General features: G+C 72.0%; 19 protein-coding genes. 10 read left to right on the top strand and 9 right to left on the bottom strand.

The window, feature by feature from the left end; genetic code table 11:
• Positions 1-48 precede the first annotated feature (48 nt).
• The 3 genes from upp to E1J50_RS04330 all read right to left on the bottom strand — a co-directional run bounded on the left by upp (position 49) and on the right by E1J50_RS04330 (position 2,020).
• Positions 49-690, bottom strand: a complete 642-nt coding sequence (gene upp / locus E1J50_RS04320) for a uracil phosphoribosyltransferase (protein WP_132250775.1) — start codon at positions 688-690, stop codon at positions 49-51.
• Between the two features lie 120 nt (positions 691-810).
• The gene (locus tag E1J50_RS04325; protein WP_132250777.1) at positions 811-1,275 is read right to left on the bottom strand and encodes a DUF2852 domain-containing protein; all 465 of its coding nucleotides are present in this window, start codon (positions 1,273-1,275) and stop codon (positions 811-813) included.
• A gap of 118 nt (positions 1,276-1,393) precedes the next feature.
• On the bottom strand, positions 1,394-2,020 hold the full coding sequence (locus tag E1J50_RS04330) for a TetR/AcrR family transcriptional regulator (protein ID WP_132250780.1): 627 nt from the start codon (positions 2,018-2,020) through the stop codon (positions 1,394-1,396).
• A gap of 215 nt (positions 2,021-2,235) precedes the next feature.
• On the opposite strand from E1J50_RS04330, the gene E1J50_RS04335 reads away from it, so the two are divergent.
• Positions 2,236-2,538 carry a hypothetical protein gene (locus E1J50_RS04335; protein WP_132250782.1) on the top strand — a complete coding sequence of 101 codons (303 nt, stop codon included), beginning with the start codon at positions 2,236-2,238 and terminating at the stop codon, positions 2,536-2,538.
• A 172-nt stretch (positions 2,539-2,710) separates the two neighbouring features.
• Here E1J50_RS04335 and E1J50_RS04340 read toward each other — a convergent pair whose 3' ends face one another.
• The 3 genes from E1J50_RS04340 to E1J50_RS04350 all read right to left on the bottom strand — a co-directional run bounded on the left by E1J50_RS04340 (position 2,711) and on the right by E1J50_RS04350 (position 8,969).
• Positions 2,711-3,931: a phosphopentomutase gene (locus E1J50_RS04340; RefSeq protein WP_132250784.1), complete on the bottom strand. Its 1,221-nt coding sequence runs from the start codon at positions 3,929-3,931 to the stop codon at positions 2,711-2,713.
• A gap of 11 nt (positions 3,932-3,942) precedes the next feature.
• Positions 3,943-5,571, bottom strand: coding sequence for an ABC transporter ATP-binding protein (locus E1J50_RS04345; RefSeq protein WP_132250786.1), 1,629 nt, complete (start codon positions 5,569-5,571; stop codon positions 3,943-3,945).
• A gap of 122 nt (positions 5,572-5,693) precedes the next feature.
• Positions 5,694-8,969 (bottom strand): S8 family serine peptidase, encoded by a 3,276-nt coding sequence (locus tag E1J50_RS04350; protein WP_165937772.1) that lies wholly within the window; start codon positions 8,967-8,969, stop codon positions 5,694-5,696.
• A gap of 362 nt (positions 8,970-9,331) precedes the next feature.
• Between E1J50_RS04350 and E1J50_RS04355 the strand changes: the two genes are divergently transcribed.
• Positions 9,332-10,342, top strand: a complete 1,011-nt coding sequence (locus tag E1J50_RS04355) for a lytic transglycosylase domain-containing protein (protein WP_132250852.1) — start codon at positions 9,332-9,334, stop codon at positions 10,340-10,342.
• Between the two features lie 108 nt (positions 10,343-10,450).
• On the top strand, positions 10,451-11,359 hold the full coding sequence (locus E1J50_RS04360; RefSeq protein WP_132250790.1) for an alpha/beta hydrolase: 909 nt from the start codon (positions 10,451-10,453) through the stop codon (positions 11,357-11,359).
• A gap of 17 nt (positions 11,360-11,376) precedes the next feature.
• On the opposite strand, the gene E1J50_RS04365 is transcribed toward E1J50_RS04360, so the two are convergent.
• A complete protein-coding gene (locus E1J50_RS04365) occupies positions 11,377-12,135 on the bottom strand; it encodes a Crp/Fnr family transcriptional regulator (RefSeq protein WP_132250792.1) in 759 nt (252 codons plus the stop codon).
• A 149-nt stretch (positions 12,136-12,284) separates the two neighbouring features.
• Here E1J50_RS04365 and E1J50_RS04370 point away from each other — a divergent pair, with 149 nt between their 5' ends.
• Together E1J50_RS04370 and E1J50_RS04375 are read left to right on the top strand one after the other, a co-directional pair.
• Complete coding sequence (locus E1J50_RS04370) at positions 12,285-12,722, top strand: DUF6894 family protein (protein ID WP_132250794.1); 438 nt, start codon at positions 12,285-12,287, stop codon at positions 12,720-12,722.
• A gap of 147 nt (positions 12,723-12,869) precedes the next feature.
• The gene (locus E1J50_RS04375; protein ID WP_245516425.1) at positions 12,870-14,195 is read left to right on the top strand and encodes an O-antigen ligase family protein; all 1,326 of its coding nucleotides are present in this window, start codon (positions 12,870-12,872) and stop codon (positions 14,193-14,195) included.
• A 27-nt stretch (positions 14,196-14,222) separates the two neighbouring features.
• On the opposite strand, the gene E1J50_RS04380 is transcribed toward E1J50_RS04375, so the two are convergent.
• Both E1J50_RS04380 and E1J50_RS04385 read right to left on the bottom strand, forming a co-directional pair.
• Positions 14,223-15,989, bottom strand: coding sequence for a pyrroloquinoline quinone-dependent dehydrogenase (locus E1J50_RS04380; RefSeq protein WP_132250796.1), 1,767 nt, complete (start codon positions 15,987-15,989; stop codon positions 14,223-14,225).
• Entirely contained in the window at positions 15,986-16,516 is a 531-nt protein-coding gene (locus tag E1J50_RS04385; protein WP_132250798.1) for an ankyrin repeat domain-containing protein, read from the bottom strand. The genes E1J50_RS04380 and E1J50_RS04385 overlap by 4 nt, the downstream gene beginning before the upstream one ends.
• 496 nt (positions 16,517-17,012) lie before the next feature.
• Here E1J50_RS04385 and E1J50_RS04390 point away from each other — a divergent pair, with 496 nt between their 5' ends.
• The 5 genes from E1J50_RS04390 to E1J50_RS04410 all read left to right on the top strand — a co-directional run bounded on the left by E1J50_RS04390 (position 17,013) and on the right by E1J50_RS04410 (position 23,161).
• Positions 17,013-18,059 (top strand): PAS domain-containing protein, encoded by a 1,047-nt coding sequence (locus E1J50_RS04390; RefSeq protein ID WP_132250800.1) that lies wholly within the window; start codon positions 17,013-17,015, stop codon positions 18,057-18,059.
• 8 nt (positions 18,060-18,067) lie between these two features.
• Positions 18,068-19,096, top strand: a complete 1,029-nt coding sequence (locus tag E1J50_RS04395) for a PAS domain-containing protein (protein WP_165937773.1) — start codon at positions 18,068-18,070, stop codon at positions 19,094-19,096.
• A 47-nt stretch (positions 19,097-19,143) separates the two neighbouring features.
• Entirely contained in the window at positions 19,144-21,852 is a 2,709-nt protein-coding gene (gene uvrB, locus E1J50_RS04400; RefSeq protein ID WP_132250804.1) for an excinuclease ABC subunit UvrB, read from the top strand.
• Positions 21,853-21,912: 60 nt separating this feature from the next.
• Positions 21,913-22,302 (top strand): hypothetical protein, encoded by a 390-nt coding sequence (locus E1J50_RS04405; RefSeq protein WP_245516426.1) that lies wholly within the window; start codon positions 21,913-21,915, stop codon positions 22,300-22,302.
• 85 nt (positions 22,303-22,387) lie between these two features.
• Positions 22,388-23,161: a YidB family protein gene (locus tag E1J50_RS04410; RefSeq protein WP_132250806.1), complete on the top strand. Its 774-nt coding sequence runs from the start codon at positions 22,388-22,390 to the stop codon at positions 23,159-23,161.
• Positions 23,162-23,165 lie beyond the last annotated feature (4 nt).

The raw sequence follows: 23,165 nt of genomic DNA on the forward strand, positions 1-23,165 counted from the left end.
CTGCCTTGGCAAGGGCGGCGTCCCGCCCGTCCACCTGCTTCCGGCCCGTCAGCGCGTCCCGTACATGCGGTCGCCGGCATCGCCCAGGCCCGGCACGATGTAGCCGTGGTCGTTCAGGTGGCTGTCGATCGCCGCCGTCCAGATCGGCACGTCCGGGTGGGCGGCCTGCAGCCGCGCGATGCCCTCGGGCGCGGCGAGAAGGCAGACGAAGCGCAGGTCCTGCGCGCCCCGCTGCTTCAGCCGGTCGAGGGCGGCGACCGCGGAATTGGCGGTGGCGAGCATGGGATCGAGCACCAGCACCGTGCGGTCGGCGAGGTCGGACGGGGCCTTGAAGTAGTACTCGACGGCCTCCAGCGTCTCGGGATCGCGGTAGAGGCCCACATGCGCCACGCGCGCCGAGGGCAGGAGCGAGAGCATCCCGTCGAGGAAGCCGACGCCCGCCCGCAGGATCGGCGCGAGGACGAGCTTCTTGCCCTGGATCTGGCGCCCCTCCATCGCCTGGAGCGGCGTCTCGATGGTCACGGGCTCCAGAGGCAGGTCGCGGGTCACCTCGTAGGCGATCAGCATCCCGATCTCGTTGAGGAGGCGCCGGAAGCCTTGGGTCGAGCGCTCCCGGTCGCGCATCAGGGTCAGCTTGTGCTGGACGAGCGGGTGATCGACCACCGTGACGGTCGCGGTCTGGACGTGCATCGATCCTCTCCTGCCGTAGCGCGCGCCGACACGAAAGGCGCAACGGAGGCCCACATGCAAGACGGGCTCCCCACCGTGAGGCGGGGAGCCCGGATCCGTGCGGTCCCGATGCGGGGCGGCTCAGACGCTCGTCGTGCCGTTCGGCCCCTGCGACCGGCGCTTGGCCATGAAGGCGTCGAACTGCTCGCGGTCCTTCGCCCGCTTCAGCTCCTCGACGAACTCGGCGAAGGCCCGGCTCTCCTCTTGGAGGGCGCGGCGCTGCGCGTCGAGCCGGTCGAGCTCGGCCTTGCGGTACTCGTCGAAGGCGAGGTTGCCGGTGCTGCCGTTCGCCGCCTCGAAAGCGCGGGCGAAGCGGGAGGCGGGGCGCGGGCCGCCGTTCCAGGAGGAGACGCCGCGGGTGGCGAGGTCACGCATCTCGGTGAGCGCCGGGTAGCCCGCGAGCTTCCAGGCGATGTAGGCGACCGCGAGCGGCCACCAGTAGATGAAGCTCACGACGATCGCACCGATCTCGATCGATCGGCGCGGGAAGGGGCCGCTGCGGCACACCTTGCCGCTCGACCAGGAGGAAGTGGAGGAGAAGCTCACGGTTCACGGCTCCGATGTTAATGTGAACCACATTCACATGCAGGCGAGGCCGCGGGCTTTCAAGGGTAGCCGCCTCCTGTTTTCGCGGCGCGTCCGGATGCCGCGCAGGGCGGGCGCGTCAGGAGGGGTTCGCGGCCTTCGCGCCGTGCACGAGGGCGAGCACGCCGGCCCGCAGCAATTCGTACTTGTCGGGCACGCCCGGCCCCTTCGGGAGCTGGCCCGCCGCCGAGAGGGTTGCGAGCCCGTGCGAGAGCGCCCAGACCTCGAGGGCGATGAAGCGCGGATCCACCCCGCCGAAGCCTTCCGGGAAGGTCGATTGCAGGGCCTCGACGAGGAGGTCGAACGGGCTCGGCCGGCCCGGCTGCGGGGGGCCGAGCTGGACGCTGCGCGTCTCGAAGATCGCTGCGTAGTAGCCGGGCTCCTCCTCCGCGAAGGCGAGATAGGCCTCGCCCATGCGGGTGAAGCGCTCCAGCGGCGTGCCGCGGGAGGTGAGCGCCCGGGCGAGGCGCTCGGCGAGGTCCGTGAAGCCGCGGCCGGCTACCTCTTCGAGCAGGGCCTCGCGCCCGCGGAAATGGCGGTAGAGCGCGGCCGGCGTCACCCCGACGAGGCGGGCTGCGTCGACCAGCGTGAAGCCGCCGACGCCGCGCTCGGCGATGAAGCGGCGGGCGGCCTCGATCAGGGCTTCCTTCAGGTTGCCGTGATGGTAGCTGCGCCGGTCGCCCGGTCCCTCGCGCCACGGTCGCACAGAACTCTCCTCACACGCATCCGCCCATCCGCATACGGGCGAGCGGCCGCATGGTTTCAATCGCGGAGGCCTTCCCTATCACGGGACCGGCCGTTTTCGACCTGCAACGTGCAACAGTAGACAGGAGTCTGGCTCCGCGGGCGCCTTGAGGCGGCCGCCGCCCGCCTGTAACGCTGGCGCGATGCGCGATCCCGACGCCTTCGCGGCCTGACACGATGGCCTTCATCAGCCTGAAAGCCTGGAAGGCGCGCTCGGCCGAGCAGGCCGCCCAGTCGGCCCGCCTGAAATCCGAGATCGCGGCGGCCCTCGCGCTTGGCCCGGAGGACGCCCTCACGGTCAACGCGATCGCCTGCCCCGACCCGGGCTGCCCCGACATCGAGACGGTGGTCCTCGTGATGCGCGCGCGCGAGCCGACCCGCGCCTTCCGCATCCGCCGCCCCCTGGAGGCGGTGGAGGCCGCCGACATCGAGACGATGGCGGAGGAGGAGCGCGGGCGGCGGGCAGCCGGCACGGCGTGATCGCGGGCCGGATCGCACGTCCGGACGGGTCGCACCCCTCACCCGGTCGTCTCGCGCCAACTCGACCTCTCCCGAACGGGAGAGGTGGGGCGTCGGCCCCTCCACACGACCCTGAACCGATCAGCCGCGGGTCCCCTCTTCCATTCGGGAGAGGGGCCTGCCGCTCCACTCGCTACAGCCACGAGATCCCGTGCTCCGGCGCCCGGACCCGGAGATGCGCCGCGACCGTCGCGCCGATATCGGCAAAGCTTGCCCGCGCCCCGAGGTCGCGCGCCGCAACGCCCGGCCCGAAGGCGAGGATCGGCACCTGCTCGCGGGTGTGCTCGGTCCCGGTCCAGGTCGGGTCGTTGCCGTGGTCGGCGGTGACGATGCAGAGATCGCCCGCGCCGAGCGCCGCCTCGATCTCCGGCACCCGCGCGTCGAAGGCTTCGAGTTCGGCGGCATAGCCCGGCAGGTCGCGGCGGTGGCCGTATTCGGTGTCGAAATCGACGAGATTGACGAAGACGAGGCCGCCATCGGGCAGGTCGCGGAGGGCGTCGAGCGCCGCTGTCAGGCAAGCGGCGTTGCTGCCGGGCTTGATCTCGCGGCCGGTGCCGCGATGGGCGAAGATGTCGCCGATCTTGCCGACGCTCACCACGGCGCGCCCCGCATCGGCGAGGATGTCGAGGAGCGTCGGGGCCGGCGGCGTCACCGCGAAATCCTTGCGGTTGCCGGTGCGCCGAAAGCCCGCCTCCGCCGTGCCGACGAAGGGCCGGGCGATGACGCGCCCGACGCGGTAGGCATCGCAGAGGTCGCGGGCGATGCGGCAGAGATCGTAGAGGCGCTCCAAGCCGAACGCCTCCTCGTGGGCGGCGATCTGGACCACGCTGTCGGCGGAGGTGTAGCAGATCGGCTTGCCGGTGCGGACATGCTCCGCCCCGCAATCGTCGATGATCGCGATGCCCGAGGCGTGGCGGTCGCCGAGGATGCCGGGCAGGTTGCCGGCCTCGATCAGCGCCCGCGTCAGCTCGGCGGGAAAGGCGGGACGCGTGTCGGGGAAGTGGCCCCAATCCTCCAGCATCGGCAGGCCGACGATCTCCCAGTGGCCGGACGGCGTATCCTTGCCGGCCGCCGTCTCGGCGGCGTGGCCGTGCGCGCCCCGGACCGGCCCCTGCGGCTCCAGGCCCGGCGGCACGCGGCCCGTGGCGCCCTGCGCGGCGAGGCCGAGGCCGAGCGCCGTCAGGTTCGGCAGGCGCAACGGCCCGGCGCGCAGGCCCGGACGGTCGCCGCGCCCGGCCGCGCAGCCCTCCGCGATGTGGCCGACCGTGTCCGCCCCCGCATCGCCGTAGCGCGCGCCGTCCGGCGCTCCGCCGATGCCGACGGAATCGAGCACGATGAGCAGGGTGCGGGGCATCGGCGCGGGGCTCAGGCCGTCTCGGTGTCGGCGAGTTCGCGGCTCTCGAGGGCGAAGGCCGCCGAGAACAGGGTGCGGGTGTAGTCCGTCTGCGGCCGGGCGAAGATCTGGTCGGCCGGCCCCTCCTCCACCACCTGCCCGTGCTGCATCACGAGGACGTAGTTGGCCAGCGCCCGCACCACCTTGAGGTCGTGGCTGATGAACAGGTAGGCGAGCTTGCGCTCCCGCTGCAGGTCGCGCAGCAGGGTGACGATCTGGGCCTGCACCGAGCGGTCGAGGGCCGAGGTCGGCTCGTCGAGGACGACGAAGCGGGGCTTCAGCACCATCGCGCGGGCGATGGCGATGCGCTGGCGCTGGCCGCCGGAGAATTCGTGCGGGTAGCGGTCCATCGTGGCCGGGTCGAGCCCGACATCGGCAAGCGCCTGCGCGACCACGGCCCGGCGCTCCGCCGAGGAGCGGACCTGCCCCTGCACGACGAGGCCCTCGGCCACGATGTCGGCCACCGACATGCGCGGCGAGAGCGAGCCGTAGGGGTCTTGGAAGACGACCTGCATGTCGCGCCGCAGGGGCCGCATCTCGGAGACGCCGTAGCGGCTGATCTTCTGGCCGAGGAAGACGATGGGCCCTTCCGAGCCCGTGAGCCGCAGGAGCGCGAGGCCGAGCGTCGTCTTGCCGGAGCCGGATTCGCCCACGACGCCGACCGTCTCCCCCTCGCGCACGAGGAGCTTCACCCCGTCGACCGCCTTCACGTGGCCGGTGGTGCGCCGGAACAGGCCCTCCTTCAGCGGGAACCAGACCTTGAGCGGGCCGGCCTCCACGAGGAAGGGTGCGTCGGACGGCACGGGGTTGGCGTGGCCCCGCGGCTCCGAGGCGATGAGGCGCCGCGTATATTCGTGGCGGGGCCGCGCGAACACCTCGGCCACGGGACCGGCCTCGACGATCTGCCCGCGCAGCATCACGCAGACGCGGGAGGCGACCCGCTGCACGATGCCGAGATCGTGGGTGATGAACAGCATCGCCATGCCGAGGCGCTTCTGGAGGTCGGCCAGAAGCGAGAGGATCTGCGCCTGCACCGTCACGTCGAGGGCGGTGGTCGGCTCGTCGGCGACGAGGAGGTCGGGCTCGCAGGCGAGTGCCATCGCGATCATCACGCGCTGGCGCTGGCCCCCGGAGAGCTCGTGCGGATAGGCGCCCATGCGCCGCTCGGCGTCGCGCAGGCCGACGAGTTCGAGCAGTTCGAGGATGCGCGCCCGCGCCTTCCGGCCCGTCAGGCCGCGGTGGAGCGAGAGAACCTCGCCGATCTGCCGCTGGATCGTGTGCAGCGGGTTGAGCGAGGTCATCGGCTCCTGGAACACCATGGTGATGTCGGCGCCGCGCACCTCGCGCATCGCGCGCTCGGGCAGGCCGAGGAGGTCGCGCCCCTTGAAGACGATGCGCCCGCCCGGATGGTGAGCCGCCCCGTCGAGGAGGCGCAGGATGGAGAGCGCAGTCACCGACTTGCCCGAGCCGGATTCGCCGACCAGCGCCACGGTCTCGCCGGGCTCGATCGTGAAGCTGACCCGATCGACCGCGCGGACCTCGCCCTCGCGGGTGCGGAAGGCGACCGACAGGTCTTCGACGGACAGGAGGGGTTCGGTCATCGAGATCCCGGCGGGCGGACACGGCGTGTGCCGTCCTTATAGCGCGGGCGGCGCCGAGGGCGAACGGCTGCGCCGGGGCGCGGGGACGCGGGGTCCCCCTCATCCTCCGCGAGGCCGCCGCCTCACCACGTCACGCGCAGGCCCGCATGCCCCTGGTTGCTCGCGGCCCGGGCGCGGTACTCCCCGCGATAGCCCACGAAGAGGCTGACCCTGTCCGAGGACCACAGGCTCATCGTCGTCTCGACGAGCAGCCCGTCGCGCCCGGCGCGGGCATCGCGGGCGCGGAACGGCTGGTCGAGCAGGAAGGCCGTGGCGAAGGGCGCCGCCTGGACGAGGTCGTGCGTCCAGCCGAGGCAGATGTCCGGCCGCAGGCGCGCCCAGCTTTCCGGCAGCGCGTCGAGGCCGAGGGCGAGGCCGACGAGGCTGGTGGCGCGACCGAAGGTCTGGCCGGCGAAGGCGAGGCCGAAGCCCCCGGTCTCGGCGAAGCCCGCCCTGTGCAGATCGTTGTAGGAGAGGCCCGCGAGCGGCTTGACCCCGAGAAGCCCGGCCTGCGTCGGGACGAGGAGCCGGTAGCCCGCCTCCACCGAGGCGAGGGCGCCGAGCCCCTCCGTGCGCCCGCGCGCCGTGAGCGTCGCGCCGAAGGGCTGGAGGCTGCGGCGCGCGTCGAGATCCGCGTAGGCACCGCCGGCGCTCGCGTCGAGCTCGAAGCCGCCCCGCTGGACGCCGAGATAGGCCGCGCTGAGATAGGTGTCGGCCGTGCCGCCGACGCCCGGCGCCGAGACGCCGGAGCGGGCGTAGCCGAAGGCCGCGCCGACGAGGAGGTCCGCGTCGACGGCGCGGTCGGCGCCGAGCATGACGCCGCCGCCCTGCGCCCGCAGGCCCGGCCCCGCCGCGTCGGCGCCGATCCTCAGGGCGTTGCCGAAGCCGAGCCCCCAGACGCCGGAGCCCGCGGCCGGCGCACCGGGCAAGCCCCCGTCGAGGGCGGAGAAGCGCGTGGGCAGGGTCGCGGTCGGCGACAGGTAGAGGCCGCCCGTGCCGAGGCCGGTCGCGGCGGTGGCGAGGCTCGGGGCGAAGCCGCCCTGCACGGAGGCGGTGCCGGAGCGGAGCGAGGCCAGGCGCTGGCCGACGAGGCCCGTCAGGCGGCGTGCATCCTCGACGGCGGCCTGGGCGACGGCGCCGCTGCCGGCGCCCGAGAGCGCATCGAAGACCCGCGGCAGATCGGCCGCGGCCCGGCCGAAAAGCGGGTCGAACAGGGCGAGGGCGCGCTCGCTCATCGCGTCGCCGGGGGCGCCGCGGGCACGGTCGAGGGCCGCGCCGACGGCGCGCTGGCGCGCGCTCAGCGGCACGCCGTTCGCCTCCAGGCGGCCGTAGGCGGCGGGAGTGACCGCGCCGAGGATGGCGTCCGGCCGGTAGAGGAGATCGATCCGCGAGGCGGCGGGCAGGCCCGTGGCGCCGGTCTCGGACGTCACCTCGACGCTCGCGAAGCGTCCGAGGATCCGGGCGCCCCCCTCGACCATGACGACCGGGAACCGGGTGCCGATGGGCGCGACGACGCTCCCGGCCGGGATGCCGAACATGTCGAACACGAGCCGCCCGGCGGCGGTGAAGGCGTGGCCCGCGCCCGAGACCACCGCGACGCTGTAGCCGAGGCCGGCCTCGGCCGCGTCGGCCCCGTCGACGATGGCCTGGAAGGTCGCGCCGGGATCGAGCGTCAGGTTTCCGTGGACCACGAGGTCGCCGGAATTGCCGGAGCCGGGGCTCAGGAGACCCTTCACCTCGACGGTGCCGAAGATGTCGCCCTCGCCGCTGAGGGCGGCATCGCGGGCGATGGTCAGGCGCGGCGTCGTCAGGGTCCCATCGACCTCGATGTCGACGTTCTGCGCCCGCAGGGCACCCCGCAGGGTGGTGCGGCCGGCCACCTCGACCTTGCTGCCGGTGCCCTCCGCGCTGCCCGCCCCCGTGACCGTGATCTCGCCCTTCGCGGCGACGGGGGCGGACCAGTAGCGCGCCTCGCCCGGGCCGAGCGTCACGAGGGTCTGGTCGGCCTCCGGGTCGATCTGCGCCTTGCTCAATGCGAGGTCGAGGCGCACGAGGCCGCGCCCGTAGATCTCGTCGGTGCCCCGGGCGCCGAGATCCTGCGCCGTGCCGAAGAGCAGCCGCACGATGTCGAGGGAGGAGTAGGTCGGGAAGGCCTGGAAGAGGACGGCGAGCACGCCGGACACGTGCGGCGCCGCCATCGAGGTGCCGGCGGTGTAGTGGTAGACCGCCTCGGCGTTCGGACCGACGACGTCCGTCCTCACGGAGCGCGGATAGGTCGAGAGGATGCCCTCCGCGCCGCTGCTGTTGCCGCCGCCGGGCGCGGAGACGCACCAGCGGGCGGAGACGCCGCAGCGGTTCGAGCTCGGCGCGATCGTGAGGTCGGCGCCGACATTGGCCACCGCCACGATGCTGCCGGGCAGCCGCCCCAGGGCGGAGAAGTCGTAGGAGCGGCCGCCATCGTCGTAGACGCCGCGGCTCCGGTTCTCCGGGCGGATATAGGGGAAGAGCGCGACGCCGGTCGGGTTTCCGGCGGTGGCGGGCGCATTCGTGGCGTCGTTGCCATTGGCGTAGACGAGGATCTTGCCGGCCGCGAGCGCCTTCGAGGCCGCCTCGTATTCCCGGCCGAGATCGCCCGTCCGCCAGATCCGGGCCCCCGCCGCGATCGTCGGCCCGTAGCTCCCGTTGATCACCCGGACGTCGGCGAGACCCGCGGCATAATCGAGGGCGCGATCGGAATCGAAGGCGCCCTCCCTCTCGGCGCCGATGCCCTTCAGGACGACGAGGTTCACGTCCGGGGCCACGCCCATCATGCCGCCGCCGTCCCGGGCCGCGCCGATCGTGCCGGCGACGTGGGTGCCGTGCCCGTCGACGTCGATGATCGCGAGCGTGGGGTCCTGGTCCCGCGGGAAGGCCCGGCTGCGGGCGTCGATCCGTCCCGCGAATTCCGGGTGGGTGCTGGCGAAGCCCTCCGCCGGGTTCCCCGTGCGGAACGTGGCGTCGATGCCGGAATCGATCACCGCCACGGTGACGCCCTGCCCCGTCAGCCCGCCGGCAACCGGCGCGCCGTCCGGACGGGCCGTCGCGTTGAGCGCGGCGGCCTGCCCGACCGCCCGGTTGCCCCAGTTCGCGTTGAACTCCAGCACCGTGCCCTGGGGCGTGCCCGCCGCGAGCGTCGGCTGCCGGAAGGCGAAGCCGTAGGGATCCTGCTCCGTCGCAGGCGGCGTCCGGGGCTGAAAATAGGGGAAGGTGGTCAGGTCCGGCGCCGTCTGCGCTCGGGCCGGATCGGCACCCGCGAGCGCGGTCGAGACGAAGAGCGCGGCCCGCACGCGACGGGACGATGAAGCGCGGCCTGCGAGCATGCGGATTCCCCCAGGGGATGCGCGCATGCGCCGAGCGTATCCGGCGGCCGAAGCCCCCCGCCTCGCCTGCCGCGCCGTGCTCCCCGCCGCGAGCCTAGACGGGGCGCCTCAATCGACGAGAGCGCAAAAGCAACACCGATTGAAATTTAGACTTTACGAAGGCAGATATCGACAGGTGATCGCTCCTTGACCCGACAGTACAACTTGCGATTTGAAAGTGAGATCTTCTTGCAATCCCACGACATCTGGCGCGCGGCGGCGGCCGGCCTCCGCCTGAGCCGGCGCGGCCAAATCCCTCCCGGCAGACCGGACGCCGCTTGCGCATTGAACGAGAGGCCGGGGGCTCTAGAACCCGCCGGGTGATTCCCTCAGCCAAGATCCCGGCGGCCGCGGCCTGCCTCCTCGTCCTCGCCGCGCCCGCGCAGGCCCTTCCCACGGAGGGCGCCACCGAGACCGTCGAGCAGGCGCTCTGCCGCCTGATCGAGGGTTCGGCCCGCACCCACCGCCTGCCCGTGCCCTTCCTGACCCGGCTGATCTGGCGGGAGAGCAGCTTCCGGGTCGGCGTCGTGAGCCCGGCGGGCGCGCAGGGCGTGGCCCAGTTCATGCCGGGCACCGCCCGCGAGCGCGGCCTCCTCGACCCGTTCGACCCGGAGCAGGCGATCCCGCACGCCGCGCATCTCCTGGCCGACCACCGGCGCCAGTTCGGCAATCTCGGGCTCGCGGCCGCGGCCGATAACGGCGGCCCGACACGCGTCGCGAACTGGCTCGCGGGCTCGGGCGGCCTGCCCGCCGAGACGCGCTCCTACGTCTACGCCATCACGGGGCGCCCCGCCGAGGATTGGCGCCCGGGCGCGGGCAGCGTCGAACTGGGGGCGCCGGAGGGGGGCCAAGCGGCGCAGCCTGACAAGAAGCCGGCGCAGCCCGACAAGACGCCGGCGCAGCCCGACGCGAACGCGGGGCCGCCCGGGGCGGGTCCGCCGGGGGGCGCAGGGAGGACGAGCAACAACGAGCGGAACGCGGTGGCCATCGAGGGCCCCCAGACCTGCCTGCAGGTGACGGCAGCGCTCCGCATCCCGTCGCGCGGCGACCGCTTCGCCCTCGGCCTGAACGAGGGGCCGGCCGCGCCCTGGGGCATCCAGCTCGCGGGCAATTTCTCGAAGTCGCTCGCCCTGCAGAGCTTCTCGCGGGCACGCAACCTCTACGCGAGCGTGATCGGCGAGGTCCGACCGATGATCATCGGCACCCGCCTGCGCAACCGGGGCACCCGCGCCTTCTACCGCATCCGCATCCCGGCCCAGAGCCGGCAGGCCGCCGACACGCTTTGCGGCAAGATCCGCACCGTGGGCGGCGCCTGCATCGTCCTGAAGACCTGACCGCACCACCCGAAGGCCCGGCCGGAATCCGTCCGAAACCATACCTTGGCCATGAATCCGCCCCGACCGGCGTGCGATCACGCGGCTCGGCGCGAACCAGAGAGACGCATGCTCAGAGCCATCACCGCATTCGCCGGTCTCGTCTGCCTCGCCCTCACGGCGCTCGGGATGGGCGGCTGCTCGCCGCTCGCCCTGTTCGATGCGCTCGGGCCGCGGGACCACGGCGGACGGCAGGCCCTGAGGAACCAGCCCTTCGGCGAGAACCCGCGCCGCCGCCTCGACGTGTTCGTGCCGGTCGACGCGCGGGCGCAGGCGCCGGTCCTCGTGTTCTTCTACGGCGGCTCCTGGCAGAGCGGCTCGAAGGAGGATTACGCCTTCGTCGGCCATGCGCTCGCCGCACAGGGCTTCGTCACCGTCCTGCCCGATTACCGCCTCTACCCGGAGGTGACCTTCCCCGGCTTCCTCGAGGACGGGGCGGCGGCGGTGGCCTGGGTGCGCGACAACATCGCGGCCTACGGGGGCGACCCGCGCCGGATCGTGCTCGCGGGGCACTCGGCCGGGGCCTACAACGCGGTGATGCTCGGGCTCGACCCGCGCTACCTGCGGTCGGCGGGCGTCGACCCCAAGGTGATCCGCGCGGTCGCGGGCCTGTCGGGTCCCTACGACTTCCTACCCTTCGACCACGACACCTCGAAGCGCGTCTTCGGTCAGGCGGCCGACCCGACCCTCACCCAACCCGTCACCTTCGCCGGCCCGCACTCACCGCCGACCTTCCTGGCGACCGGCGAGGCCGACACCGTCGTGCGCCCGCGCAACACGCAGAGCCTCGCGGCCAAGCTCCGCGCGGCCCGCGTGCCGGTGCAGGAGCGGATCTATCCGGGGCTCGACCACAGCGACACGCTGCTCGCCCTCTCCGTGACCTTCCGCTCGAAGGCGCCGGAACTCGCCGAGATGGCGGCCTTCCTCAAGGCGCAGGCGGCCTCCCGCCAGCAGATGACGGTGGGCGTCCGGTACTGAGCCGCCCCGCCGGCCGCTCAGGCCTGGAGCAGGTCGGTCCCGTTGGCGTCGAGGTGGCGGCCCTCGCGGTCGAGATGCAGGTAGTTCGCGCTGAACAGGGACACGCGCTGCAGCGCCTCGAGATCGGGAATCGTCAGCTGCCGGCCCTTGAGGACGATGAGCCCGTTGCCGCGCAATTCCTGCAGCACGCGGTTGACGTGCACGTTCGACAGGCCCGTCGCGTCGCCGAGATCGACCTGGGTGACCGGCAGGAGGCAGCTGTCCCCCTCGGTCAGCCCGACCGCGCGCAGGCGGATGAACAGCTCGCACAAGAGGTGCCCGACCCGCTCCAGCCCGGTGCGCTGGCCGAGATTGACCGTCCATTCCCGCTGCACGGCGACCGTGACCAGCATCTCCCACCAGAGCGCCTGGGTGATCCGGGGATGCCGCTCGGTCAGGTCGAGGAGTTGCTCGCGCGCGATCTCCGCGAAGCGGACCTGGGTGATGGTGCTGATCGAGTGGTCCATCTCGCGCAGGACGAAGATGTGCGGGTCGCAGAGGTCGCCGGGCAGGAAGAACGAGATGATCTGCCGGCGCCCGTCCTCCAGCGTCTTGTAGCGGCAGGCCCAGCCGTCGAGCATCAGGTTGACGTGCTCGGGCGGGTCACCCTCGTGAATGATGTCCTGGTGGGGCCTGAGGCAGCGAACACGCTGGCTGGCGATGTCCCAGGCCGCGCGCCGGTCCGCGGCGGACAGGCGCGTGAACTGCTCCAGCTTGCGGATGAAGTGCTGCGGCATGCCATGCCTCTCCTGCCAGAGTAGCGGCACAGTAGCACACACCCCCCGCCCGAAACTCAACTATGTGAAGAGAACTCGACTGGGCGGGGCGTGCTCTTCTGGACACTCGACCCGGCCCGGTGCATGATTGTGCGCAACCGAGTTCTTGGATGCCGCGATACTACTTCCACCTCCGCACCCGGGATGCGCTGCAATGGGACCCGGAGGGCGTCTGCTTTCCGGGGCTCGACGAAGCCTATCTCGACGTGTGCCAGGCGGTCCGCGAGATCGCCGTCGAGTATCTGCAGACGGGACGTCCGCGGACGGAGGTCCGGTGCTACGCCTTCGAGATCACCGACGCCGAGGGCCGCCTCCTGATGGACGTGCCCTTCACGGAGGTCCTCGACGGACTCTCCTCCCGGCCGCGCCGCATGCCCGCCTCGGCGATCAAGGCGCAGACCGAGATCGAGCGCACCCGCCGGCTGATCGCGTCCGTCGGCGAGCAGCGCGAGGCTCTCCAGGCGACGCTCGGCGAGACGCAGCTCCTGATGACGCGCCTGCGCGCCCTGTCCGAGGGACAGCGGGGCCTCAACCGGACGCGGCCCTGACCAGGGGGTTCGGCTCTGGCCCGTCAACCTTACGACGCGAATTCGGGGCAGAACCTGGCCTGCGCGCACGGAAGGCGCGCGGGCTTGCGCTAGGATGAACCCCGTCCGCGGGTCAGCCGCCCACCCCCCGCTGAGAGGCCACGCCCCGTGTCATCGGCCGCACAGATCGACGCCGGCAGGGTCGCGGAGGCGCGCTCCGGGCGCGCCGCCCGGGACATCCCCGACTGGATGCGGATCGCCCTCAACGGCACCGTCATCGTCGTCTTCTGGAACCATCTCTGGTTCGCCGACCTCAGCGACCGCAGCCTCCTGGAGGCGGCCGAATCGGGAAGCCTGCTGACGCAGGGCATCTTCATCGCCCTGGCCCTGGCCATGGGTGCCGCCCTCTGGCGGCTCGGCCTGGAGCGGCTGCGACCGCTGATGAGCTGGCCGATCCTGCTCTGCGCGGGCTGGCTCGCCCTCACCATCCTCACCTCCGTCGAGCCCCTCCTCTCGATCCGGCGCGCGATCCTGCTTCTGATCGCGGCGATGCTCGCCGCCGGCGTGCTCGTCGTCGCGCGCTCGGCTCGCCAATTCGCGCTGACCCTGGCGGCGAGCGCGCTCATCATCGTCATCTCGTCCTTCCTGGCGGTGGCCCTGGTGCCGCAGCTCTCGGTTCACTCGGCCTTCGACGTCCAGGCCGAGCCGGACCATGCCGGCCTCTGGCGGGGCATCTTCCCGCACAAGAACGAGGCGGGCTCGGTGATGGTGATCCTGATCCTCGTCGGCCTCTACGTGGCGGCGACGCTGAGCCGCTTCACCGGCTGGGTCATCGTGCTGCTCTCCGCGATCTTCCTCGTCGGCACCAACTCGAAGACCGCGATGGCCACGGTGCCGGTCATCCTCGCGGTGACGGGCCTCTGCCAGGTCTTCCGCGGCCCGTGGCTGCGCGCCCTGCTCCTCGTGGCGCCCATCCTCACCTTCTCCATCCTCTCGATCGGCTCGATCTTCCTGCCTCCCGTGAAGGACGTGCTCGAACTCCTCCTCAAGGACGCGAGCTTCACGGGCCGCAGCGAGATCTGGCAATTCGCCGTCGACAATATCCTCGTCCGGCCGGTGCAGGGCTGGGGCTACGGCGCCTTCTGGCTCACCGAGCGTACCATGTACGGCAGCGCCACGATCTCGACCTGGGTGAACGGGGCGCGCCATGCCCACAACGCCTTCCTCGACACGGCCCTGACCACGGGCCTGCCGGGCCTCGGCATCGCGCTGCTCGTCTATCTCTACGGCCCCTTGCGCGACCTGAACCGCATCGCGGGCGCGCGCACGATCGACCCGACCACGATGCTGTTCATCCGGCTGTGGTTCTTCGCGATGATCTCGGCCTCGTTCGAGTCGGTGCTCTTCAACGGCAACAACCCGACCTGCTGCATGGTGATGCTCGCGATCTTCGGGCTGCGGATGCGCACGCAGCACGCCCTCGTGCGGCGCTGACCCGCGCCGCACGAGGGAGGCGCCCCCTCACTCGGGCAGGGCGAACACGACGAGCGCGTCGCCCGTGCCGAAGCCGGACGCCTTGGTGAACGAGGAGCCGCCGGCCGCCACCGCCACGTACTGGCGCCCGTCGACCGCGTAGGTCACGGGCGGGCCGCTGATGCCGGCGCCGCACTGGAAGCGCCACAGCAGGCGGCCGTCCCGCGTGTCGTGGGCGTCGAGATGGCCGTCCTCCTCCCCGGAGAAGACGAGGCCCCCTGCCGTCGAGAGGGTGCCTCCCGACAGGCGGCTTCCCGCCTTCACCGACCACGCGATGGCGCCGCCCCGCGCGAGATCGACCGCGGTGAGCGTGCTGAAGGCGGGCTCGCCTCTCGCCTCGCTCGTCTCGGTGTAGCGGATCTCGGGCCGGCCGCCGGCCGCCGGCACGGTCTTGACCGTGTAGGTCGCGGCCCCGTGGCGGACCTGCGCGAAGGCCCGGCCGAGAGCCGCGTCGTAGGCGACCGGGTGCCATGAGATCGCGCCGAGGGGGCCGGGGCTCACGATCGTGCCCTCGGGGCTCGGGGGCGCGAACAGGTTCTTGTGCGCGATGACCGGCTCAGAGCGGGCCAGCAGGCGGCCCGTCGCCCGGTCGTGCACGTAGATCCAGCCCGTCTTGCTCGCCTGCGCCACCGCCTTCACGGGACCGTCCGGCGTCGGGTGGTCGAGGAGGAAGGGCGGGCTCGCCACGTCGTAGCCCCATTCCTCGTGAGGCACCTGCTGGAAGTGCCAGCGCAAGGCGCCCGTGCGCACGTCCAGCGCCACGAGGCTCATCGTGTAGAGGTTGTCGCCGGGGCGGGTCAGGCCGAAATTCTGGGGTGCCGGGTTGCCGGTGCCGAGGAAGATCAGGCCGGCCTGCGCGTCGTAGGCCGGGGTCATCCAGAGGGAGCCGCCGCCCACCCGCCACGCCTCGCGGTGCTGCGGGGCCGCCGCCTTCTCGGCGGCGATGTCCCGGTGGAGGGGCACGCCGTCCGGCGTCGTCGCGCGGAATTCGCCCTCCCAGCCGTCCTGCTTGGTGACGTACCAGCGCCAGCGCTCCTCCCCGGTCTTCGCGTCGTAGGCGGCGAGCCAGCCGCGGCGGCCGTAGCCGCCCTCGATGCCGACGACGGAGCCGCCGTCGAGGCCGCCCTTGTCGTCCTCGACGTGCAGCCCGTAGCCGGCGCCCGTGACGCCGACGATGACGAGCCCCTCGGCGACGAGCGGCGGCATCTTGAAGCCAAGGCGGCTGGAGCCCTGGACCGGCTTGTCGCCGAGCTGCGCCGAGAGGGCCGAGGCCGTCTCGGTCTCGCCCTCCTCAGGGCGCACCGCCTCCTTGTCCCAGACGAGCTTGCCCGTCTTCGCGTCGAGGGCGATGACCCGCCCGTCCATCGTCGCCTCGTAGACGAGGCCGTTCGCGACGGCGACGCCCCGGTTCGAGGGCGGCCCGAAGATCTTCTCCGTTCGCGCCCTGTGGGTGTAGGTCCAGAGGACGCGGCCGGTTTTCGCCTCGAGCGCGGCGACGTGGTTGCCCGTCGCCGAGACGTACATCACGCCCTCGACGATCACGGGCTCGGCCTGGAAGTAGCCGGTCACCCCGGTCTGGAAGATCCAGGCCGGCCGCAGCGCGGCGACGTTGCCGCGGTCGATCTGCGCGAGCCCGGCATGGTGCCGGTTCGAGGGATCGCCCCCGAACATCGGCCAATCCTCGGCGTGGGCGGGTCCGCAGACCGGGAAGGCGGCGGCGAGAGCCAGCGCCGCGGCGAGCCGGCCGCCCATCATGAGCGCACCGCCTTGGCGAGCTGGGCGGGGGTGTCGGCCGCGCCCATGGCCTGCGCCATCTCGGACGCGCTCTGGCCGCCCGCGTCGCGCCGGTCCGGATCCGCCCCGTGAGCGAGGAGCAGGTCGACCATCTCGGTCCGGTTGAACATCGCCGCGACCATCAGGGCGGTGCGGCCGCCCTCGCCGCTCCCGTCCACCGCCGCCCCGTGCGCGAGGAGGAGCCGGGCGATCCCGATCTCGCCCTTGAAGGCCGCGCCGGCCAGGGGCGTCTGGCCCCGGTCGTTGGCGAGTTCCGGGTCCCCGCCCGCCTCCAGGATCACGCGCGTGGCCTCCTCCTGCCCGTTATAGGCCGCGAGCATCAGCAGGCTGTCGCCCTTGTCGTTGCGCAGGTTCGCGGGCAGGCCCTGGCCGAACAGGGAAGCGAGGTCCTCCGCATGCCCCATCCGGGACATCTGGAAGACGCGGCCCGCGAAGGCGATGGTGTCGTCGTCGAGGGTCCGGGGCGGGGTGTCGGGAGCGTCGGGCATCGAGGTCTCGGATCAGGAAGAACGCCCGCGCATCTGGGACTCGACGCATCACCTGTCCAGCGCTCGCGCATCACGCTTCGACGCGGGCGCAACCGGACCCGCCGCTCGCGGCGGCGGGCACGCGGTGGAGCCGATACTGATGCGGCATGGGGCGAAACCGCCCAGGAACGGAATCTTTTCAGTCTACAGCGTCATGCTCAAGCAAAACCTGCCCCCGCCGGAACAACCTGAACAAAAGTTCGGCTCCGCCGCTTGCTTCGAACACATTTCGCGCTTATCATATGTTAACTGTGATCGCTTACCGGCGCAGCATGGATCGGACGCGCCGGGCTTGGTCCTGCGTTTCGCCCCGAGGCGCGACTGGAAGCGCTCGCAAACCTTGTGAGGCCGGCGCCAGAACTGTGGCTGCGAAGCGGGACGGCGCGGATTTCTCGGAGGCTCGACGCGCCAAGCCGAGGCTTGAGAGAGACCGAAACACGACGCCTGTGAGCATCGCATGCGGGACGACGCACTGAACCGAGCCTCTATCGCCCCGACGGGGCTCGCCTTCTCCTCGCGCGAGTTCCTGCGGCTCATCGAGAGCTGCGGATTGACCGGGACGTGGGGTTGGACCTTCGCCACGAACGAGCAGGTCTGGTCCCCCGGGCTCTACCGGATTCTCGGCCTGGACCCGAGCCGCGTGCGCCCGAGCTACGATTACTTCCTCAGCCTCGTCCATCCCGACGACCGCTCCGAGATCGAGACCACGACGCAGGTGATGCAGGACGGCATCCTGCACGACCACACCTACCGGCTGATCCGTCCGGACGGGTCGCTCCGGATCCTGTCCGGCCGCGGCGAGGTCTACCTCACAGCCGACGGGCGGCCGCGGGCCGCGGCCGGGATCGTCCTCGACGTGACGGGCCAGGAACAGCTCGCCCGCGCCCAGGCCGCGGAGCGGCGCCGGAAGCAGGCGCTGTTCGAGCAGGCCGGCGTGATCACGCACACCCTGCCGCCCGTGCTGGCCGAGGGCGAGACGCCCGACCTCGCCACCCTGACGGGCCTCTCCAGCGCCGCGGTCGGGGCCGCGGTCGGGGCTGGCGGGGAGCCGGGGGAGCACGCGCTCTGGCGCGAGGTGCTGGAGGCCGGTTTCCGCAGCGGCAACACCTTCACCTCGATCGGGACACTCGCCCTGCCCGACGGGCGCCGGGAGCGTTTCCAGACGACGCTCGTGCCGATGCGCGACGTCGACGGCTCCATCCTGGAATGGATCAGCCTGATGCAGCCGGCCAGCCCCGAATCCGATCTGCGCGCCGAGGAGAGCGCCGAGTTCGACGAGGGGATCGAGGGGTACCACCTGCGGGCGGCGCGCGGCCTGCTCGACTGGTCGATGACGGATCTCGCCAATGCCAGCAACCTCTCCTTCTCGACGATCCGGCGCCTCGAGGAGAACGCGGAAGGGCCGGCCAACCGCTCCCGCCGGGCCGTGATCTCCGCCCTGCGCGAGGCCGGGATCCGGTTCCCGCGGATCGACGGTTCCTCCATCGCGGTGGCCAAGGTCTGAGGCCTGCCGTGAACGGCCCCGTCACCGCCTCGGACCTCGCCTTCTCCTCCCGCGAGTTCCTGCGGATGATCGAGGAGTTTGGTCTGACGGGCCATTGGGGCTGGACCTTCGCGACGGACGAGCACGTCTGGTCGCCTGGGCTGTTCCGGCTGCTCGGGCTCGAGCCTGGACTCGTGCGGCCGAGCTACGACCTGCTCCTCCACCTCGTTCATCCCGAGGATCGCGCATCGATCGACACCGCCGCCGAGGTGCGGGCGGGGCTGGCGCGCGAGGCCACCGTACGGGTGATCCGGCCGGACGGCGCGATGCGCATCCTGTCGATCCGGGCCGAGATCTACGTCGCGCCGGACGGGCGCCCGCAGGCAGCCGCCGGGATCGTGCTGAACGTCACCGACCGCGAGGCGCTGGTCCGCGCGCGGGCTGTCGAGAGGCGGCGGAAATGGGCCCTGTTCGAGCAGACCCGCTCCTTCACGTGCTCGGTCTCGAACTTCCCCGTCGGAAATCTCCCTCACGAACTCAGTGTCCTGACCGGCCTGCCTCCGGAAATCTTGCGCTCAGAGCGTGGCCTCATCATCGCCAGGGAGGAACGAGCCTTCTGGATCGCGTTCGGGAACGAGTACTTTCCGTCCGGCAAGCCCTTCATCGCCAAGCCGCTTCTGAAACTGGCAGATGGGCAGACGGCCCGCTTCCGCACCGTCGTCGTTCCGACGCTGAATGCGGATGGCGGGATCGAGAGGTGGGACAATTTCGCGTTCCCGGCGGATCGCCAGGCCATGCTGCCGACCGATGATCTGCTGCGCGCGCTGCAGGAGCGGGTCGGCGGCCATCACATGCGAGCGGCCCGTGGCCTCCTCGACTGGTCGATGCACGATCTGGCTGCGGCGAGCGGCCTGTCCTTCTCGACGATCCGACGACTTGAGGAGGATGTCGAGGCTACCGCCGCGCGGTCGCGCCACACGGCGGTCGCGGCGCTCCGCGCCGCCGGCATCCGCTTCTCGCTCCTCGACGGCGGTGCCATCGCCGTCGCCAAGGTCTGACGGGGGCTGCCCTTTCCGGCGCGGGCCGCAGCCGCCATATTCGGGGTATGCCGATTCCCAAGAAGCCCCGCCACACCTCGGGCAAGGCCGAGAAGCCCGAGCTGAAGCCGCTCGACCCCTTCCTGGCCGAACTCCTCAACCCGGCCCTGAACCGCAACCGCCTGCCGGAGCCGCCGCCGGCGAGACCCGGCGAGCCGAAGCGGAAGGGCCGCGCGAAGAAGGCCGATCCGGCCGCCGCGACGGGCTTCGGCGAGGCGCCCCAGGCGAGCTACGCGCATGGCAGCGCGGCCGATGTCGACCCGCGCCTCGCCCAGGCGCTCGGCCTGCGCGACGGCGAGGACGGGCCGGCGCCCGAGGGCGCGGTCGAGGACGGGCAGACCTCGCTCGCCGCGGACGGCGTCTCGGCCACGGTCGACGCCCTCCAGCGGCTTCTGACCGAGGGCAACCCGCTCTTCAAGGACGGGCAGACCTGGGTGCCGCACCGGCCGGAGCGCCCGCAGAAATCGGAGGGCGGCGTCCCCTTCCGGCTGAAATCCGAGTTCACCCCCGCGGGCGACCAGCCGACCGCGATCGCCGAGCTCGTCCAGGGCGTGAAGGCGGCCGAGCGCGACCAGGTGCTGCTCGGCGTCACGGGCTCCGGCAAGACCTTCACCATGGCCAAGGTGATCGAGGCGACGCAGCGCCCCGCGCTCATCCTCGCGCCGAACAAGACGCTCGCCGCGCAGCTCTACGGCGAGTTCAAGAGCTTCTTCCCCGACAACGCGGTCGAGTACTTCGTCTCCTACTACGATTATTACCAGCCGGAGGCCTACGTCCCGCGCTCGGACACGTTCATCGAGAAGGAGAGCTCGATCAACGAGCAGATCGACCGCATGCGCCACTCCGCGACCCGCGCCCTCCTGGAGCGGGACGACGTGATCATCGTCGCCTCCGTCTCGTGCATCTACGGCATCGGCTCGGTCGAGACCTACACGGCGATGTCGTTCACCGTGAGCCTCGGCGAGAAGATCGAGCAGCGCCAGCTCATCGCCGACCTCGTGGCGCTCCAGTACAAGCGCATCCAGTCGGATTTCGCCCGCGGCACCTTCCGGGTGCGCGGCGACGTGATCGAGCTGTGGCCGGCCCACTTGGAGGATCGCGGCTGGCGGATCGGGCTGTTCGGCGACGAGATCGAGAGCATCGTCGAGTTCGACCCGCTGACGGGCAAGAAGATCAACGAGCTGAAGTTCGTGAAGGTCTACGCCAACAGCCACTACGTCACGCCGCGCCCGACGCTGCAGCAGGCGATCAAGGGCATCAAGCACGAGCTGAAGGGCCGCGTCGAGGAGCTGACCCGGATGGGCCGCCTGATCGAGGCGCAGCGCATCGAGCAGCGCTGCACCTTCGACATCGAGATGATCGAGGCGACGGGCTCCTGCAACGGCATCGAGAACTACTCGCGCTATCTCACGGGCCGCAAGCCCGGCGAGCCGCCGCCGACCCTGTTCGAGTACCTGCCCGACAACGCCCTCGTCTTCACCGACGAGAGCCACGTCACCGTGCCCCAGATCGGCGGCATGTACCGGGGCGACTTCCGCCGCAAGGCGACGCTCGCCGAGTACGGGTTCCGCCTGCCCTCCTGCCTCGACAACCGCCCCTTGCGCTTCGAGGAATGGGACGCGATGCGCCCGCAATCGGTCCACGTCTCGGCGACGCCGGGCAAGTGGGAGATGGAGCGCACGGCGGGCGTCTTCGCCGAGCAGGTCATCCGCCCGACCGGCCTCGTCGATCCCGTGATCGAGGTGCGCCCGGCCCGAAGCCAGGTCGACGACCTGCTGGGCGAGGTGCGCGAGGTGGCGCAGGCCGGCTACCGGACGCTGGTGACGACGCTGACCAAGCGCATGGCCGAGGACCTGACCGAGTACCTGCACGAGAACAACGTGCGCGTGCGCTACATGCACTCGGACATCGACACGCTGGAGCGGATCGAGATCATCCGCGATCTCCGGCTCGGCGCCTTCGACGTGCTGATCGGCATCAACCTGCTGCGCGAGGGTCTCGACATCCCCGAATGCGCCCTCGTCGCCATCCTCGATGCCGACAAGGAGGGCTTCCTCCGCTCCGAGACCTCGCTCGTCCAGACGATCGGCCGCGCCGCCCGCAACGCGGATGCCCGCTGCATCCTCTACGCCGATCAGGTCACGGGCTCGATGGAGCGGGCGATGGCCGAGACCGAGCGGCGGCGCCAGAAGCAGCTCGCCTACAATGCCGAGCACGGCATCACCCCCCAATCGGTCAAGCGCAACATCGGCGACATCCTGGAGAGCGTCTACGAGCGCGACCACGTGCGGGTCGATACGGGGCTGGCCAAGGACGCCGTCACCGTCGGCCACAACATGAAGGCCGTGCTGGCGGATCTCGAGAAGCGGATGCGGGCGGCCGCGGCCGATCTCGATTTCGAGGAGGCGGCGCGCCTGCGCGACGAGCTGAAGCGGCTCCAGGCGACCGAACTCCTCGTCGCCGACGACCCGATGGCCCGGCAGGCGGACGTGGAGCGCGAGGCCGGCCGCTACGGCGAGCGCGGCGGACGTGGGCGGCCCTCCGGCGGCAGCCGCATCGCCAAGCCGAGCCTCGACGACATGGGACCGGGCACCGACCGCGAAGTGCCCGTGGGCGGCCCGCCGCCCGCGTGGCAGGAACGGCCGAAGGCCCGCTCGACGCAGGGGATCGGCGGCCAGCGCCCGAAATACAAGGGCCGCGGCTCGCGGGACCGCTGAGCGGCGGGCAGGTCCGGAACCTGGGGAGACCTCGCGCTTTCCTTCGGCAAGACACCGCAGATGCTGCGGCTCACCTTGCCTGAACGGGAGGCCGTCGTGCCCCATTCTCGTCGATGCCTTCGTCCCCGCGCCGGCGGCGCGGCGACCGGCCTGTTCCTCGGCGGCCTCCTCGCCGCCGCCACCGCCGCCATCGCCGTGCCGGCGAAGGCGCAGAGCGTCGAGAGCCGGCGCGACCAGCCGAACGCCTCGACCCTCCCCGCCGATTTCCCGACCGTGAAGAGCGGCGAGCGCGCCGCCGACCAGCGGGTCGGCGGCGTGGCGCCCCCGAGCGCGATCCGCTCGACCACGGCGGTCGTGCCCGCCTCGGGCGGCGGCAAGGCGGCGGTGACGAACCCCCTCGACCACCTGCCGAAGAGCGACCGCGCCGGCCTGAGCGGCCGCCGGGAATAGCGGCGCAGCGCCCGAACCGCCCCGCTCGCGCAACCGCGCCCGCATCTCCGCCGTTGAGACGGGAATGCCGGCAAGGGAGCGCGCCATGGGACTTCTCGATTCGGTCATCGGCGGGGTGCTGGGACAGGTGCTCGGCGGCGGGCGCGGGTCCGGCGGCCCCGGCAGCGCCCAGGGCGGCCCCGGCATGTCGCCGCTGGTGAAGGCCCTCCTGATGCTGCTCCTCGCCAAGGGCGCGAGCGGCGGCTTCGGCGACATTTTCGGGCGCGGCGGCCCGCAGCACCGCCCCGACGACGAGCCGGGCCCGGAGGACGACCGCTCCGGCGGCGCCGGCCCCTACGGGCGCGACGACCGCGACCCGTCCGGCGACATCGGCGGCTTCAACCAGGGCGGCTATGACCCGAGCGGCGCCCGCCGCGACGGCCCTCCCCCGCGCGAGGGCGATTACAGCGACCTCTCCGGCATGCTCGACGGGCCGGGCGATGCCGGCTCAGGCCGCGGCCCGGGCGCCGGCCCCTACGCCCATCTCGACCGCGAGCCCGGGGACCCGTTCGGGCAGGGCGGTCAAGGCGGCCAAGGCGGCCCCGATCTCGGCGGACTGGACGGCCTGGTCGAGCGCTTCCAGCGCGGCGGCCTCGGCGACGTGATCGGATCCTGGATCGGCCACGGCCAGAACCGGCCGGTTCAGCCGAACCAGCTCGCCCAGGCGCTCGGCCCCGACACGCTCGACACGCTGGAGCGCCAGACCGGGATGAACCGCGACACGCTGCTCTCGCAGCTCGCGCAGGTGCTGCCGGAGGTGATCAACGGGCTGACGCCGCAGGGGCGGGTGCCGGGTGAGGAGGAGCGGAGGCGGTGGTGACGGT

This window comes from Methylobacterium segetis (genome assembly GCF_004348265.1).
GTDB classification, from domain to species: Bacteria; Pseudomonadota; Alphaproteobacteria; order Rhizobiales; family Beijerinckiaceae; genus Methylobacterium; species Methylobacterium segetis.